Annotated in this window: 14 protein-coding genes; 7 read left to right on the top strand and 7 right to left on the bottom strand. The window is 65.1% G+C overall.

The window, feature by feature from the left end; all coding sequences use genetic code 11:
* Position 1: 1 nt before the first annotated feature.
* From IC762_RS11615 to IC762_RS11600, 4 genes are all read right to left on the bottom strand, one after another.
* Positions 2-730: an ABC transporter ATP-binding protein gene (locus tag IC762_RS11615; protein WP_195788936.1), complete on the bottom strand. Its 729-nt coding sequence runs from the start codon at positions 728-730 to the stop codon at positions 2-4.
* Complete coding sequence (locus tag IC762_RS11610) at positions 730-2,502, bottom strand: branched-chain amino acid ABC transporter ATP-binding protein/permease (protein ID WP_195788935.1); 1,773 nt, start codon at positions 2,500-2,502, stop codon at positions 730-732. The genes IC762_RS11615 and IC762_RS11610 overlap by 1 nt, the downstream gene beginning before the upstream one ends.
* Entirely contained in the window at positions 2,499-3,374 is an 876-nt protein-coding gene (locus tag IC762_RS11605) for a branched-chain amino acid ABC transporter permease (RefSeq protein WP_195788934.1), read from the bottom strand. Before IC762_RS11605 ends, IC762_RS11610 begins: the two co-directional genes overlap by 4 nt.
* 172 nt (positions 3,375-3,546) lie before the next feature.
* Complete coding sequence (locus tag IC762_RS11600; protein WP_195788933.1) at positions 3,547-4,689, bottom strand: ABC transporter substrate-binding protein; 1,143 nt, start codon at positions 4,687-4,689, stop codon at positions 3,547-3,549.
* Positions 4,690-4,979: 290 nt separating this feature from the next.
* On the opposite strand from IC762_RS11600, the gene IC762_RS11595 reads away from it, so the two are divergent.
* Entirely contained in the window at positions 4,980-5,975 is a 996-nt protein-coding gene (locus tag IC762_RS11595; protein WP_195788932.1) for a GntR family transcriptional regulator, read from the top strand.
* A gap of 24 nt (positions 5,976-5,999) precedes the next feature.
* Here IC762_RS11595 and hpaR read toward each other — a convergent pair whose 3' ends face one another.
* Positions 6,000-6,536, bottom strand: a complete 537-nt coding sequence (hpaR, locus tag IC762_RS11590) for a homoprotocatechuate degradation operon regulator HpaR (RefSeq protein ID WP_195788931.1) — start codon at positions 6,534-6,536, stop codon at positions 6,000-6,002.
* Positions 6,537-6,645: 109 nt separating this feature from the next.
* Between hpaR and hpaH the strand changes: the two genes are divergently transcribed.
* The 6 genes from hpaH (at position 6,646) to IC762_RS11560 (ending at position 13,206) form a co-directional block, all read left to right on the top strand.
* On the top strand, positions 6,646-7,452 hold the full coding sequence (gene hpaH / locus IC762_RS11585) for a 2-oxo-hept-4-ene-1,7-dioate hydratase (protein ID WP_195788930.1): 807 nt from the start codon (positions 6,646-6,648) through the stop codon (positions 7,450-7,452).
* A 22-nt stretch (positions 7,453-7,474) separates the two neighbouring features.
* Entirely contained in the window at positions 7,475-7,873 is a 399-nt protein-coding gene (locus IC762_RS11580) for a 5-carboxymethyl-2-hydroxymuconate Delta-isomerase (RefSeq protein ID WP_195788929.1), read from the top strand.
* Positions 7,866-9,410: a 5-carboxymethyl-2-hydroxymuconate semialdehyde dehydrogenase gene (hpaE, locus tag IC762_RS11575; RefSeq protein ID WP_195788928.1), complete on the top strand. Its 1,545-nt coding sequence runs from the start codon at positions 7,866-7,868 to the stop codon at positions 9,408-9,410. The genes IC762_RS11580 and hpaE overlap by 8 nt, the downstream gene beginning before the upstream one ends.
* 126 nt (positions 9,411-9,536) lie before the next feature.
* Positions 9,537-10,520, top strand: coding sequence for a 3,4-dihydroxyphenylacetate 2,3-dioxygenase (hpaD, locus tag IC762_RS11570; protein ID WP_195788927.1), 984 nt, complete (start codon positions 9,537-9,539; stop codon positions 10,518-10,520).
* Positions 10,521-10,681: 161 nt separating this feature from the next.
* A complete protein-coding gene (locus tag IC762_RS11565; RefSeq protein ID WP_195788926.1) occupies positions 10,682-11,554 on the top strand; it encodes a fumarylacetoacetate hydrolase family protein in 873 nt (290 codons plus the stop codon).
* 23 nt (positions 11,555-11,577) lie between these two features.
* A complete protein-coding gene (locus IC762_RS11560; protein WP_195788925.1) occupies positions 11,578-13,206 on the top strand; it encodes a thiamine pyrophosphate-dependent enzyme in 1,629 nt (542 codons plus the stop codon).
* Positions 13,207-13,219: 13 nt separating this feature from the next.
* On the opposite strand, the gene alkB is transcribed toward IC762_RS11560, so the two are convergent.
* Together alkB and IC762_RS11550 are read right to left on the bottom strand one after the other, a co-directional pair.
* Positions 13,220-13,873 (bottom strand): DNA oxidative demethylase AlkB, encoded by a 654-nt coding sequence (gene alkB, locus IC762_RS11555; RefSeq protein WP_195788924.1) that lies wholly within the window; start codon positions 13,871-13,873, stop codon positions 13,220-13,222.
* 16 nt (positions 13,874-13,889) lie between these two features.
* Entirely contained in the window at positions 13,890-14,630 is a 741-nt protein-coding gene (locus tag IC762_RS11550; RefSeq protein WP_195788923.1) for a 2OG-Fe(II) oxygenase, read from the bottom strand.
* Positions 14,631-14,769 lie beyond the last annotated feature (139 nt).

The following is a 14,769-nucleotide window of genomic DNA, read 5'->3' as shown; positions in this document are numbered from 1 at the left end:
GTTAGGCGTGGGTTTTGGCGTGGCCGCCGAGATAGGCGGCTGCGATGGCTTCGTTGCCCCACAATTCGTCGGGCTTGCCGCCGAGCACGATCCGCCCGGTTTCGAGAACGAAACCGTGATCGGCAACCGAGAGTCCCATGCGCGCATTTTGCTCGACGAGCAAGACCGTGGTGTCTTTCCTGATCTGCGAAATGATGCGGAACACGGCCTGCACGATCACCGGCGCCAGCCCGAGCGAGGGCTCGTCCAGCAGCAACAGCCGCGGCTTGGCCATCAGGCCGCGCGCGACTGCGACCATCTGCAACTGGCCGCCGGACAGCGTCCAGCCGAGCGCGTTGGAAAAGGTCCGGATGTCCGGGAACAGATCGAACATCGCATCGGCCTCGCGCGAGATCTGCGACGCCGACACCTTCCGGTTCGACGCCCCGAGCATGATGTTCTCTTTCACGGTCAGGCCCGGGAACACGCGACGGCCTTCCGGCACGTGCGAGATGCCGAGCCGGACGATCGCTTCCGGACCGAGGCCTGCGATCGACTGGCCGTCGAACAGGATCTCGCCGGAGGTCGGCTTGGCGAGGCCGCTGATCGCGCGCAGCGTGGTCGACTTGCCGGCACCGTTGGCGCCGAGCAGCGTGACTACCTGCCCCTGCTCCACGACGATGGTGACGCCGCGCAGCGCCTCGATCTCGCCGTAGCGGACCACGAGATTGCGGATTTCGAGCAGCGGCATCATTCGCTCCCGAGATAGGCGGAGACGACGTCGGGATGGCGCAGCACCGCCATCGACTCGCCGTCCGCGATACGGCGTCCGAAGTTCAGCACGGTGATGTGCTGGGCCGCTTCCGAGACCAGCGTCATGTCGTGATCGATGATCAGGATGGTGAGGCCCTGGGCTGCGATGCGCTTGAGCAGCTCGTGCAGCTCGAGCTTTTCGGTCGAGTTGAGGCCGGCGGCCGGCTCGTCGAGCAAGAGCAGCGTCGGGTTCGACGCGAGCGCGCGGGCGATCTCGATCAGGCGCTGGTGGCCGTAGGAGAAGCTCGAGATCAGCTCGTTGGCGCGGCTGCCGAGACCGACGAAGCTGAGAGCCTCCATCGCACGCTCGGTCAGCGCGTCGTCGCCCTTCCCGACCATGGTGTTGCCGGGTCGCTCGGCGCCGATCTCGACGTTCTCCAGCGCCGTCATCGAGCGGAACAGGCGGATGTTCTGGAAGGTGCGCCCGAGGCCCGCGGCGGTGCGCTGATGCGGCGCCATGTTGGTGATGTCGGTGCCGTCGAGCACGATCTTGCCCGCGGTCGCCTTGTAGAGGCCGGACAGCACGTTCAAGGTCGTGGTCTTGCCCGAGCCGTTCGGCCCGATCAGCGCATGCACGCCGCCGCGCTTCACCGCGATGTCGACGCCGTCGACCGCCTTGAGGCCGCCGAAATGCTTCGCGAGCCCGGTCACTTCGAGCACGATGTCGCCGCCGGTCGCAGCCGGCTTGAGGTGCAAGGCAGCCGCCACCGGCGGTGCCTTGGTGTGCGCACGCCAGCGCGTGAAGGCATCGGAAACGAAACCCCAGATGCCATCCGGCATGAAGCGGATGATCAGGATCACGAACAGACCGTAGATCGCGAGGTACAGCCCCGGCACGCTCTTGAGGAAGCGCAGCCATTCCGGGATCAGGATCAGCAGCCCGGTGCCGATCACCGAGCCGATCGGCGAGGCCACGCCGCCGAGCAGCGACATGGTCAGGAACACGATCGATTCCGCGAACGAGAACTGGTCCGGGCTGACATAGGCGAAGCCACCGGCGAACAGGCCGCCGGCGAGGCCACCGAGCAAGGCACACAGCGCGAATGCATAAATCTTGGTGCGGAACACGTCGATGCCGTTGACGCCGGCAGCGAGTTCGTTGTCGCGCACTGCGCGCATGGCGCGGCCGAGCTTGGTGTCCGGCAGGTGCCAGACCAGATAGCCGACGATGCCGAGCGCCGCGACGCAGAAGGCGAGATAGCTCTGCGAGCTCTGGAACAGAACGGGACGGCCGATGTTGGAGACCCCGTCCGGCCCGCGCGTCAGCCAGATCGCGTTGATCATGACCAGCGTCACGATCTGCTGGAACGAGATCGTGACCATGGCCAGATAGTGCCCGCCGAGCCGCAACGTCGAAGCCCCGAGGAATGCGCCCGCCAGCAGCGCGATCAGGCAGCCCGCGACGAGACAGAGCCAGAAGCTCAGGTGCAGATCGGCGGTCCCGATGCCGACGGCATAGGCGCCGAAGCCGAAGAACGCGGCCTGTGCCAGATTGATCTGGCCGCACAGGCCGAGCACGACCGAGAGCCCGAACACCGCGATCGAAAACGTCGTGGCCTGCATCAGGATGTTGAGGACGTAGCCGTCGAACTGCATCCTGGCGGCAAGCGCCACCACGATGACGACGCCGATGAAATACGGCAGGTGCCGCAGCAGCAACGGTCGCGACCGCACCGCCGGCGCCGGAATCATGTTCTCGCTGGCGGTCATGCTTTCTCCGCGACGCGTTCGCCGAAGATGCCCTGCGGACGGAAGATCAGGAATGCGATCAGCACCAGGAAGGCGAAGCCGTCCTTGTACGGCACCGAGATGTAGGCGGCGCCGAAGGTCTCGATCACGCCGAGCGCAAGCCCGCCGATGATGGCACCGGTGACGTCGCCGAAGCCGCCGATGATGGTGGCGGCGAACGCCTTCAGCGCGATGGTCGAGCCCATCTGGATCGAGACGAACAGCACGGGGGCGACCAGGATGCCGGCGAGACCGCCGAGCACCGCCGAATAGATGAAGGTGATCATGATCATGGTGGAGACGGAAATGCCGAGCAGCGAGGCCATTTCCTTGTCCTGCGAGGTGGCCTGCAGCTTCTTGCCGAGCAGCGTCTTCTCGAAGAACCAGAAGTTGAAGATCACCAGCAGGATCGTGACGCCGATGATCAGCAGATACTGGCTGTCGAGATAGACCGGACCGAGCTGGATGCCGGGCGTCTCGAACCAGCCCTGCAGCACCTGCGGCTGCGGGCCGTAGATCGCGAGCACCGAGTTCGCCAGCAGGATCGAGGCGCCGATGGTCGCGATGATCACGGGCAGATAGGTGCGGTGGCGCAGCGGATAATAGACGCCGAGATTGAAGATGACGCCGAGCAGCGCCATGCCGGCCAGCGAGATCAGGAACGACAGCCAGTAGGGCCAGCCGAGATCGACGGCGAACACCACCATCAGATAGGCAGCGACCATCGAGAATTCGCCCTGCGCGAAGTTCACGACGTTGGTGGCGCGGAAGATCAGCACGAAGCCGAGCGCGACCAGCGCGTAGACCGCGCCGATGCCGATGCCCGTGAACAGGAGTTGAAGGACCAGATCCATGACAAGCGTTCGGTTTGAGGGTTAGGAGCCACACGGGCGGTGGTCAGGCTCTCTCCCCTTGCAGGGGAGAGTTGGAGAGAGGGGTAAGCCACGAACACCGCCCGTGCGGTACCCCTCTCCCTAACCCTCCCCGCAAGGGGGGAGGGAACCGATCCAGTCGCGCGTCCCTGACTCAGTCGTTGAACTCGATATGCTTGTCGAAGACGATGCTGCCCTTGTCGTTCTTCACGATGTTGTAGCCGTGCAGCCCGTCGCCGTTCTGGTCGAAATTGTATTCGCCCTCGGCACCCGCGAACTTCTTGATCGACAGGATCGCCTCGCGGACCTTGTCCGGTTCGGTCGAGCCGGCCTTGTTGATGCCGGCCGCCAGCACGTTGATCGCGTCGTAGGTCCAGGAGCTCTGGTTGTCGGGTGCGACCTTGACCGCATCGCGGTAGAGCTTGCCGAACGCCTTCGAGGCGTCGCTGGATTCCTCGGCGTAATCGGCAACGCCAAAGGTGTTGTAGAGCGCGGGACCGGCGAGCTTCAGCGCGGTGATGTTGACGATCGAGGGCGAGCCGACCCAGGGAATGTTGACGCCGAGCTGGCGCAGCTGACGGCCGAAAATGCCGAGGTCGTTCTCGAAGGTGAAGTAGGAGCCGAGAATATCGGCGCCAGACTGCTTGATCGCGAGCACGACCGGGGTGAAGTCCTGGCTCTGGTTGGCGTAGCCCTGATCGGTCGCCGTCGCGCCGAGCTTGCCAAGCGCCTCGGTCAGCGCCTTGCCGCCGGCGGTGCCGAACGCATCGGTCGAATGCAGCACGAACCATTTCTTCTTGCCGAGCGTGTTGACGCCGTATTCGGCGATGACGCGGCCGGAATAGCTGTCGTTCGGGCGGCAGCGGAACAGCCACTTGTTGCCCATGTGGGTGAGGTTCGGATCGGTGCCGCCGATCATCACGGGCTTGCCGAGCTTGATGACGTCAGGCGCCATCGCGTGGACTTGAGTCGAGCGGATCGAGCCGAGGAAGCCGACGATGTCGGACTGCGCGGCGAGCTTGGAGAACGCCAGCACGATGCCGGGATTGGTGGTCTGATCGTCCTCGACGATCAATTCCGCCTGCTTGCCGAGAATGCCGCCGGCCTTGTTGACGGCGTCGAGCGCGAGCTTGGCACCCTTGACGGCGTAACCGCCGGACTCGGCGGCGGGGCCGGTGACGGGCGCGCACATGCCGATCTTGATCGTCGCACCCTGCGCGCGCGCGCTGCCAATCAGCGCGGGAGCAGCGAGACCTGCCGCCAAGCCGGCGGAAAACTCACGTCTCGTCAGTTTCATTCAATCCTCCCTGTAAAATGCCGAACTTGCCTGTCGGCTGCATTGAAACGAGTCCGACGCTCGACTTGCCGCCCTGTCCACGCCGTGAGACGGCATGGCGGACAAGCATTCGCGCCGCTGCAGCGCACCTGACGCGCAACGGCGAAGATCAATCCAAGCGTATCGAGGAGCTAATCATGATTGCACATTGCACGCAATAGTCAGAAGGTCCACCATGGGCGGTGCGTAAATGCCTGCTGTGGGCGACCGCAACGCGATCACGTGATAGTGTGCCTATCGATTAGTCATCCATGCCGATGCCAAGAGTAAAATCGCAGACCAGACGGAAGCAGCCCGCCTATGCGCTGATCAAGGCCGCATTGGCGAAACGCATCCGCGCCGGCGATGTGCCGGCCGGCACCGTTCTCTCGGAATCGGCGATCGCGAGCCTGTTTGGCTCCAGCCGCTCTCCGGTGCGGCAGGCCTTCGAGCAATTGGAGGATATCGGGCTGGTGCGCCGGTTCGACGGCCGCGGCGTCATCGCGGGCAAGCGCCAGGTCGAACCCCGGCGCGTCCCGATCACACCGCAAATGCTGGGGCTCACCGACGGCCCGGTCGAGGCGGTCAGGAGCGACGCCTGGGACGCTCTCTATTACGAACTCGAACGTGAGATCATCTACCGATCGCTGTTCGGACGCTTCCGCGTCAGCGAGCTGGCGCTGGCGCGGCATTTCCGGGTCGGACGCACCGTCGCCCGCAACCTGCTGCTGCGCGCGCAGGCGATCGGAATCCTGGAAAAAGGCGCCAAGGCCCACTGGTATGTGGTGCCGCTCGACGAGGACCGCGTCCGCGACATCTTCGAGCTGCGTGCAGCGCTGGAGCCGCTGCTGCTGAAATCAGCCGCCGCGACGATTCCGGCGGCGCTGCTGGACCGGATGGCCGATCGGCTGCGCGAAGGGATCCAATTCCGCGACCGCATCGGCGTCGCCGAGCTCGACGAGATCGAGGGCGAGCTCCACATCCGCTGCCTCGGTTACGGCATCAACCGCGAGATGCTCGAAGCGCTCAAGCGGACCCACTGCGCCTTCGTGATCGGCAAGCACATCCAGGTGGCCCTGACCGCGCCGCAGATCGATTCCTTCATGGATGAACATCTCTTGATCATCGAGGCATTGCGCGCGCGCGACGGTGATGCGGCGGCCGCGACATTGCGTCGTCACATCGAATGGTCGCAATCGAAAGTCGCTGGCTGGATTGCCGAATTCCGCGCCATCAACGTGATCTCGCGCGTGTCTTACATGGTCTAGTGCATCACCGCACGATGTCGCGGACTACTCTTCGGCCTCAATCTCGACCTCATCGGTCGAGGTCATGGCGGCCAGACTCTCCTCCAGCACGCCCAGCATTTCCTGCAATTCCGCGAGCTTGCGTGCGCCGTAGCGCCGGGTGATCTCGGCATAGATCGTCTCCGAGGTCGGCGCCACCGCCTCGATCAGCTTCAGCCCCTTGGCGGAAATCGAGACCACCGCGCGCCGACCATCGTTCTCGGCGGTCTTGCGCTCGATCAGCTGGCGGCCTTCGAGATCGCGCAGGATGCGCGACAGGCTCGGGCCGAGCAGGAACGCGACCCGCGCAAGCTCGGTGACCTCGATCTCGTCGACCGAGGTGAGCGCGCGCAGGATGCGCCACTGCTGCTCGGTCAGCCCGTGATTGCGCAGCGAGGGGCGGAATTGCCGCATCACCGCTTCGCGCGCACGCAGCAGCGACATCGGCAGCGAGCGTGAGAATTCGCGCATCGGCGCACGCGGCGACGGCCCCTCGTCGCCCTGCCCCGGCCGCATATCGTTCGGTGAATTCTTGCGCGCCATGCTCAGTTCACAGCCGCAGATTTTTGCGATGCAGCATACATGGATTCAGTTTGCGGAAATTCACTTAACATGTTAATCATCTCGCCAGCACCCCATTTGTGTAGCACGCATGGCCCTTTCCCAGGACGATATCCGCAACGCCGCCAACAGGCTCGACCAGGCGGAAAAGACCCGCAAGCAGATCCGGCAGCTTTCGCTGCAATTTCCCGGCATCACCCTTGATGACGCCTACGCGATTCAGAAGGCCTGGGTCGAGATCAAGGTGGCGCACGGCCGCGTCGTCAAGGGCCACAAGATCGGCCTGACCTCGAAGGCGATGCAGAGCGCGCTCAATATCGGCGAGCCGGATTCCGGCATCCTGCTCGACGACATGTTCTTTGCCGATGGCGGGCTGGTGCCGAGCGATCGCTTCATCGCGACCCGGGTCGAGGCCGAGCTCGCCTTCGTGATGAAGCATCGGCTTGCCGGCCCCGACTGCACCTTGTTCGACGTGCTCAACGCCACGGATTTCGTGGTGCCCGCGCTGGAGATCCTGGATACGCGGGTCGAGCGCGTCGACCCCGAGACCAAGGCGACGCGAAAAATCTTCGACACCATCGCCGATAACGCCGCCAATGCCGGCATCGTGCTCGGCGGCCGGCCGATCCGCCCCTTGGACGCCGATCTGCGCTGGATCGGCGCGCTCTGCTTCCGCAATGGCCAACTCGAGGAAACCGGATTGGCCGCCGGCGTATTGAATCATCCGGCGACCGCGGTGGCGTGGCTCGCCAACAAGATTGCGCCGAACGGGCTGGCGCTGGAGGCCGGCCAGGTGGTGCTGGCGGGCTCCTTCATCCGCCCGATCGAGACCCGCAAGGGCGACACCATCCAGGCGGACTACGGGCCTTACGGGTCCGTGAGCTGCTATTTCGCCTGACGCACCCAAGCAGGAGAGCTGCATGCCGCATTTCACGATCGAATATTCCGCCAATCTCGACGGCCTCGTCGACATGGGCAAGACCGTCGAAGTGGTCCGCAGGGCCGCGGTCGAGACCGGCATCTTCCCGCTCGGCGGCATCCGCGTCCGCGCCGTCAGATGCGAGCACTATGCGATCGCCGACGGACGCGCCGACCACGGCTTCCTCGACATGGTGCTGCGGCTCGGCGAGGGCCGCGATCTCGCCACCCGCAAGAAGGCCGGCGAGCACATCTTCAGGGCGCTGTCGGCGCATCTCGATCCGGTGTTCAGCAAGAGCAAGTTCGCTTTGTCGTTCGACATGCAGATCAACGACAAGGACACGAGCTGGAAACGCAACAACATCCACGAAGCGCTGAAAGTGGAGACGGTCAATGGATAAAGCCACCCCGAAATCCGCGGCCGACGTGTTCCAGGCCAACCGCGATCGCGCCGGCCCGCTGCTCGCGAAGCTGAAGGCCGAGGGCATCGGGCACGTGATCGACGGCAAGGTCGTGCCGTCGGTCTCGGGTGAGACCTTCGAGACGAAGTCGCCGATCGATGGCGCTGTTCTCGCGACGGTGGCGCGCGGCAACGCGGAAGATATCGACCGGGCCGCGACCGCAGCTGCCACGGCGTTCAAGGCCTGGCGCGACATGCCGGCCGCCCAGCGACGCAAGCTGCTGCATCGCGTCGCCGACGCGATCGAGGACCACGCGGACGACATCGCGGTGCTCGAATGCATCGACACCGGCCAGGCGCATCGTTTCATGGCCAAGGCCGCGATCCGCGCCGCCGAGAACTTCCGCTTCTTCGCCGACAAATGTGCCGAAGCACGTGACGGCCTCAACACGCCCTCGGACGAGCACTGGAACATCTCGACCCGCGTGCCGATCGGCCCGGTCGGCGTGATCACGCCGTGGAACACGCCGTTCATGCTCTCGACGTGGAAGATCGCGCCGGCGCTGGCCGCCGGCTGCACCGTCGTGCACAAGCCGGCCGAATGGTCGCCCATCACCGCCGACCTGCTGGTCAAGCTGGCAACAGAGGCTGGCATCCCCGACGGCGTGTTCAACACGGTGCACGGCTTCGGCGAGGACGCCGGCAAGGCACTGACGCAACATCTCGCGATCAAGGCGATCGGCTTCGTCGGCGAAAGCGCGACGGGCTCCGCGATCATGGCACAGGGCGCGCCGACCCTGAAGCGGGTGCATTTCGAGCTCGGCGGCAAGAACCCGGTGATCGTGTTCGACGACGCCGATCTCGACCGCGCGCTCGATGCCGTCGTGTTCATGATCTACTCGCTCAATGGCGAGCGCTGCACCTCCTCGAGCCGCCTGCTGGTCCAGCAGAGCATCGCCGACACGTTCATCGAGAAGCTCACCGCGCGGGTGAAGGCGCTCAAGGTCGGTCATCCCCTGGATCCCGCGACCGAGATCGGGCCGCTGATCCATGAGCGGCATCTGGCAAAGGTCTGCAGCTATTTCGACGTTGCGAAAAAGGACGGCGCGACGATCGCGGTCGGCGGCAAGCCGCATGACGGCCCCGGCGGCGGGCACTATGTGCAACCGACGCTGGTCACCGGCGCGAGCGCAAAAATGCGCGTCGCGCAGGAAGAGGTGTTCGGCCCATTCCTGACCGTGATCCCGTTCCGCGATGAGGCGGACGCCGTCGAGATCGCCAACGGCGTACAGTACGGCCTGACCGGATATGTCTGGACCGGCGACATGGGCCGCGCGCTGCGCGTTGCCGACGCGCTGGAGGCCGGCATGATCTGGCTCAACTCGGAAAACGTCCGCCATCTGCCGACGCCGTTCGGCGGCATGAAATCGTCAGGCATCGGCCGCGACGGCGGCGACTATTCGTTCGACTTCTACATGGAAACAAAGCACGTCTCGCTCGCGCGCGGGACGCATAAAATTCAGAAACTGGGAATGTAGCAACACCGTCATTCCGGGGCGACGCGCAGCGGCGAGCCCGGAATCCATAACCACGATCGTGAATATGGATTCCAGGCCTGCGCCAAGAGGCGCATCGCGGAATGACGAATTTTGAGGGGAAACACCATGCCCGTTCCGACGCACGTCTTCGATCCGCCGTTCAATATCATCCGCTCCAGCCATGCCGTGCTCGACGTCACCGACCTCGAGAAGAGCGCGGCCTTCTATTCTGATATCGTCGGCCTGCACATCGAGGACCGCGACGACAAGGCGGTCTACCTGCGCGCCTGCGAGGAGCACCAGCATCACTCGGTGGTGCTGCGCAAGGCGCCAAAGGCCGCCTGCAACCGGCTCGGCTTCAAGGTCGGCAATGACACCGACCTCGACAAGGCCGCCGCATTCTTCTCAGAGAACGGCATCGCTTACGCCTTCTCCGATCAGCCGTTCCAGGGCCGCACGCTGCAGTTCACCGATCCGTTCGGCTTCCAGATCGAGCTCTACGCCACGATGGAGAAGCGCCCGCACCTGCTGCGACGCTACGACCTCTACAAGGGCTGCCATCCGCAGCGGCTCGACCATTTCAACGTGTTCGCGGCCGAGGTGCAGGACACCGTCGATTTCTACGCGCGGCTCGGCTTCCGCCTCACCGAATACGCCGAGGAGGATGGCGACCAGGGGCGCATCGCCGCCGCCTGGATGCATCGCAAGGGCAACGTCCATGACTTCGCCATCACCAACGGCCGCGGTCCGCGCCTGCACCACATCGCCTACTGGACGCCGACCGCGATGAACATCGTGCATCTCTGCGACGTGATGGCATCCGCCGGGTTCCTTGCGAATATCGAGCGCGGGCCGGGCCGGCACGGCATCTCCAACGCCTTCTTCCTCTACATCCGGGATCCCGACGGCCACCGCATCGAGCTCTACACCAGCGACTATTTCACCGGCGATCTCGACCACGAGCCGCTGCGCTGGTCGCTGCGCGATCCGCGCCGCCAGACATTGTGGGGCGCGCCGGCGCCGCGCTCCTGGTTCGAGGAAGGCTCGCCGTTCGCCGGCCAGGAGGTGCGCGAGCCGCGTTTCGTCGCCCAGGTGCTGGTTGCGGATTAGACACGAACACCTCGACTCCATCCACGTCGTCCCGGCGAAGGCCGGGACCCATAACCACCGGATAGGGTTATTGAACGAATGTCTGGCCGCGTACCCCTTTCGATGGCCGCGGAGTATGGGTCCCGGCCTTCGCCGGGACGACACCAATGATTGGACTGCTAATGCGCACACCTCGCCTCGCTACCTACTCCGTCAACGGCAACGTCAGCTATGGCGCCCTCACCGACACCGGAATCGTCGATCTCTCGTCGCGCTTCGCCAAGGACTACCCGACACTGCGCGAAGCGATCGCCGCCGGCGCGCTGAGCAAGCTCGCGGAGGAGGCGGCCAAGCGCTCGCCCGATCACGCGCTCGACGCGGTCGCCTGGCTGCCGCCGATCCCGGCACCGGAAAAAATCATCTGCATCGGCGTCAACTATCCGGACCGCAATGCCGAATACAAGGACGGCTCCGACGCGCCGAAATATCCCAGCATGTTCCTGCGGGTGCCGCGCTCCTTCGTCGGCCACAACACGCCCGTGGTGCGGCCGCGCATCTCGCCGCAGCTCGATTACGAGGGTGAACTGGTGCTCGTCATCGGAAAGCCCGGCCGGCACATTCCGGAAAGCACCGCGCTCGACCACATTGCCGCGCTCACGCTGTGCAACGAAGGCACCATCCGAGACTGGGTCCGCCACGCAAAATTCAACGTCACGCAGGGCAAGAATTTCGACTCCACCGGCAGCCTCGGCCCGTGGATCGTGCCCTACACCGATGAGGCACAGATCGCCGACATCCGCCTGACCACGAAGATCAACGGCGAGGTCCGGCAGGACGACCGCACCTCGCGGCTGATCTTCGGCTTCCGCTACCTCATCAACTACATCTCGACCTTCACGACCTTGGTGCCCGGCGATATCATCGTCACGGGCACGCCGACCGGCGCAGGCGCGCGGTTCGATCCGCCGCGTTATCTGAAGCCCGGCGACACGATAGAGGTCGAGGCCGAAGGCGTCGGAACTTTACGCAACGGCGTCGTCGACGAAGCCAACTAACCGCAAGCAAAGTGGACAGTGCCATGACCTCAACATCCGGCGGCGAAGCGATCGTCAACGGTCTCGTCGCTCACGGCGTCGACACCGTGTTCGGCCTGCCCGGCGCGCAGATCTATGGCCTGTTCGATGCGTTCCACCAGGCCCAGCTCAAGGTGATCGGCGCCCGCCACGAGCAGGCCTGCGGCTATATGGCGTTCGGCTATGCACGCTCGTCCGGCAAGCCCGGCGTGTTCAGCGTGGTGCCCGGTCCCGGCGTGCTCAACGCCTCGGCGGCGCTGCTCACCGCGTTCGGCTGCAACGAGCCGGTGCTGTGCCTGACCGGCCAGGTGCCGACGCAATTCCTCGGCAAGGGCCGTGGCCACCTGCACGAGATGCCGGACCAGCTCGCGACCTTGCGCACCTTCGTGAAATGGGCCGAGCGGATCGAATATCCTGATAACGCGCCGACGATGGTCTCGCGCGCATTCCAGGAGATGCTGTCCGGCCGGCGCGGCCCGGCCTCGCTGGAGATGCCGTGGGACGTGTTCACCCAGCGTGCCCAGGTCGGGACGGCAAAACCGTTCGATCCGTTGCCGGCGCCGCAGCCCGACCCGGATCGCATCAAGGCGGCCGCCGATCTCATCAAGGCGAGCAAGACGCCGATGATCTTCGTCGGCAGCGGCGCGATCGATGCGCGCGAGGAGATCGTCGAGCTCGCCGAGATGATCGACGCACCGGTGGTGGCGTTCCGCAGCGGCCGCGGCATCGTCTCCAACGCGCACGAGCTCGGGCTCACCATGGCCGCCGCCTACAAGCTCTGGCCGAAGACCGACCTGATGATCGGTATCGGGACCCGGCTGGAATTGCCGACAATGTCGCGCTGGCCCTATCAGCCGGCCGGCCTGAAAAGCGTCCGCATCGACATCGATCCGGTCGAGATGCGCCGCGTCTCGACCGACGTCGCCGTGATCGCGGATGCAAGGGCCGCGACCTCTGATCTCGTCGCCGCCGTCCGCAAGGCCGGCACCAGCAAGACCACCGGCCGGCGCGCAGCTATCCGCGAAGCGACGTCCGCGGCGGAGCACGAAATTCAGCGCATCCAGCCGCAGATGGCATATCTGAAAATCCTGCGCGAGGTGCTGCCGGCGAACGCCATCGTCACCGACGAGCTGTCGCAGGTCGGGTTCGCCTCCTGGTACGGCTTTCCGATCTATGAGCCGCGCACCTTCGTCACCTCGGGCTATCAGGGCGCGCTCGGCTCCGGCTTCCCGACCGCGCTCGGCGCCAAGGTCGCCAATCCGACCAAGCCGGTGGTCGCGATCACCGGCGACGGCGGCTTCATGTTCGGCGTGCAGGAGCTCGCCACCGCCGTACAGTTCAAGATCGGTGTCGTGACGCTGGTGTTCAACAACAACGCCTATGGCAATGTCCGCCGCGACCAGAGCGAGCGCTTCGATGGCCGCATCGTCGCCTCCGATCTCGTCAATCCTGATTTCGTCAAGCTTGCCGAGTCCTTCGGTGCCGGCGCCGCGCGGGTCACCTCACCCGACCATTTCCGCCCCGCGCTGGAGAAGGCATTGGCCGACGGCGGCCCTTATGTGATCTCGGTGGAAGTGCCGACGGGCTCCGAAGTCTCGCCGTGGGCGTTCATCCATCCGGCGAAGAATATCTGAGACCAGCGGCGCCTCAGCGCACCTTGCGGAAGGTCAAATTGATGCGCTGGCGGCCGAGCACGCCGTGCTCGCCATCGGCCAGCGGCGCGACGCCGTGATAAAATAACCGCGAGGGGCCGCCCCACACCGCGACATCGCCGTGCTCGAGGCGATAACGGCGCGGCGTGTCGCTGCGCTTCAGGCCGCCGAACAGGAAGGTCGCCGGCAGCCCGAGCGAGACGGAGACGATCGGCGCGCCGTAATCGAGCTCGTCCTTGTCCTGATGCAGCGACAATTTGGCGCCCGGTACATAGCGGTTGATCAGGCAGGCTTCCGGCGCGAAGCCGGTGAAGCCGGCCTCAGCGGCAGCGCCGGCGGCGAGCCTGCTCAACACCGGCGGCATCGCCGGCCATGGCTTTCCGGTGTCCGGATCGATCGGGTCATAGCGATAGCCGCTCGCGTCGGAGACCCAGCCTGCGCTGCCGCAATTGGTCATCGCGACCGACATCCGGTGGCCGCCCGGCGTGATCAGGTGCCGGAACGGCGCCTGCTTCACGATCGCGCGCAGCGCGGGGATCAGCTCGGCTTCGAATGATCTGGCAAAACCGCGCAGCAGCACCGCGCCCTCAGCAATCGTCTCGCGCGAGGGTCGTGCATCTCCAACAGTCTCGAACAGATCAGCAGTCACTTACACTCACTTGCACTCACTTCGCATCGTGGAAGATCACGCCCACGGTGTGGCGATGACCTGAGCGGATACGGCTGACGCCATGGCGCAGATTAACGCGATAGGCACCGCGCGTCCCCTGCACCGGACGATGATGCACGGCAAATGCTACCGCGTCGCCCTTCGCGAGCGGCACCACCTCGGGCCGCGACTGCATCCGCGGCCGCTGCTCGGTCAGCACGAACTCGCCGCCGCTGAAGTCGCGGCCCGGCTGCGACAGCAGGATCGCGACCTGGATCGGGAATACGTGCTCGCCGTAGAGATCCTGATGCAGGCAATTGTAGTCGCCCTCGCCATATTGCAGCAGCAGCGGCGTCGGCCGCGTCTGCCCGGCATCATGGCAGCGCTTCAGGAATGCCTCGTGCGAAGCGGGGTAGCTGATGTCGATCCCCATCGTCTCATTCCAGCGGTTGGCCGTCATTGTCAGCTGCGCATACAACGCCGGCCGCAGCTCCGCGATCAGGTCAGGCAGCGGATAATCGAAGTACTTGTATTCGCCGCGGCCAAACCCGTGGCGGCCCATCACGACCTTGCTGCGGAACTGGCTGTCGTCGGGATAGCGCGCGGCGATGGCGTCGCATTCCTGCGGCGTCAGCAGCCCGTTGAGGACAGCGCAGCCCTGCGCGTCGAGGTCCGCGGTGATGTGGCCCCAGTCGAGCGCGTCGACGCGGGCCGGGATGGCGGGGGCGGATTGGATGTCTCGGGCTGTTGCTTTCATGGGCTGAATCTGGCTCATGATCGCGGTTCGCACCACCCGATTTCCGGGAGGATGTGGCCCGGAACAGCTCTGCAAGTTCCGCTGTCGTCCCTGCGAAAGCAGGGACCCATAACCACCGCTGCTCGTTGTTGAGATCGCT

Origin of the sequence: Bradyrhizobium genosp. L (assembly GCF_015624485.1) — a bacterium.
In the GTDB taxonomy this organism is placed as follows: Bacteria; Pseudomonadota; Alphaproteobacteria; order Rhizobiales; family Xanthobacteraceae; genus Bradyrhizobium.
This window is presented reverse-complemented; position numbering and strand designations above follow the sequence as displayed.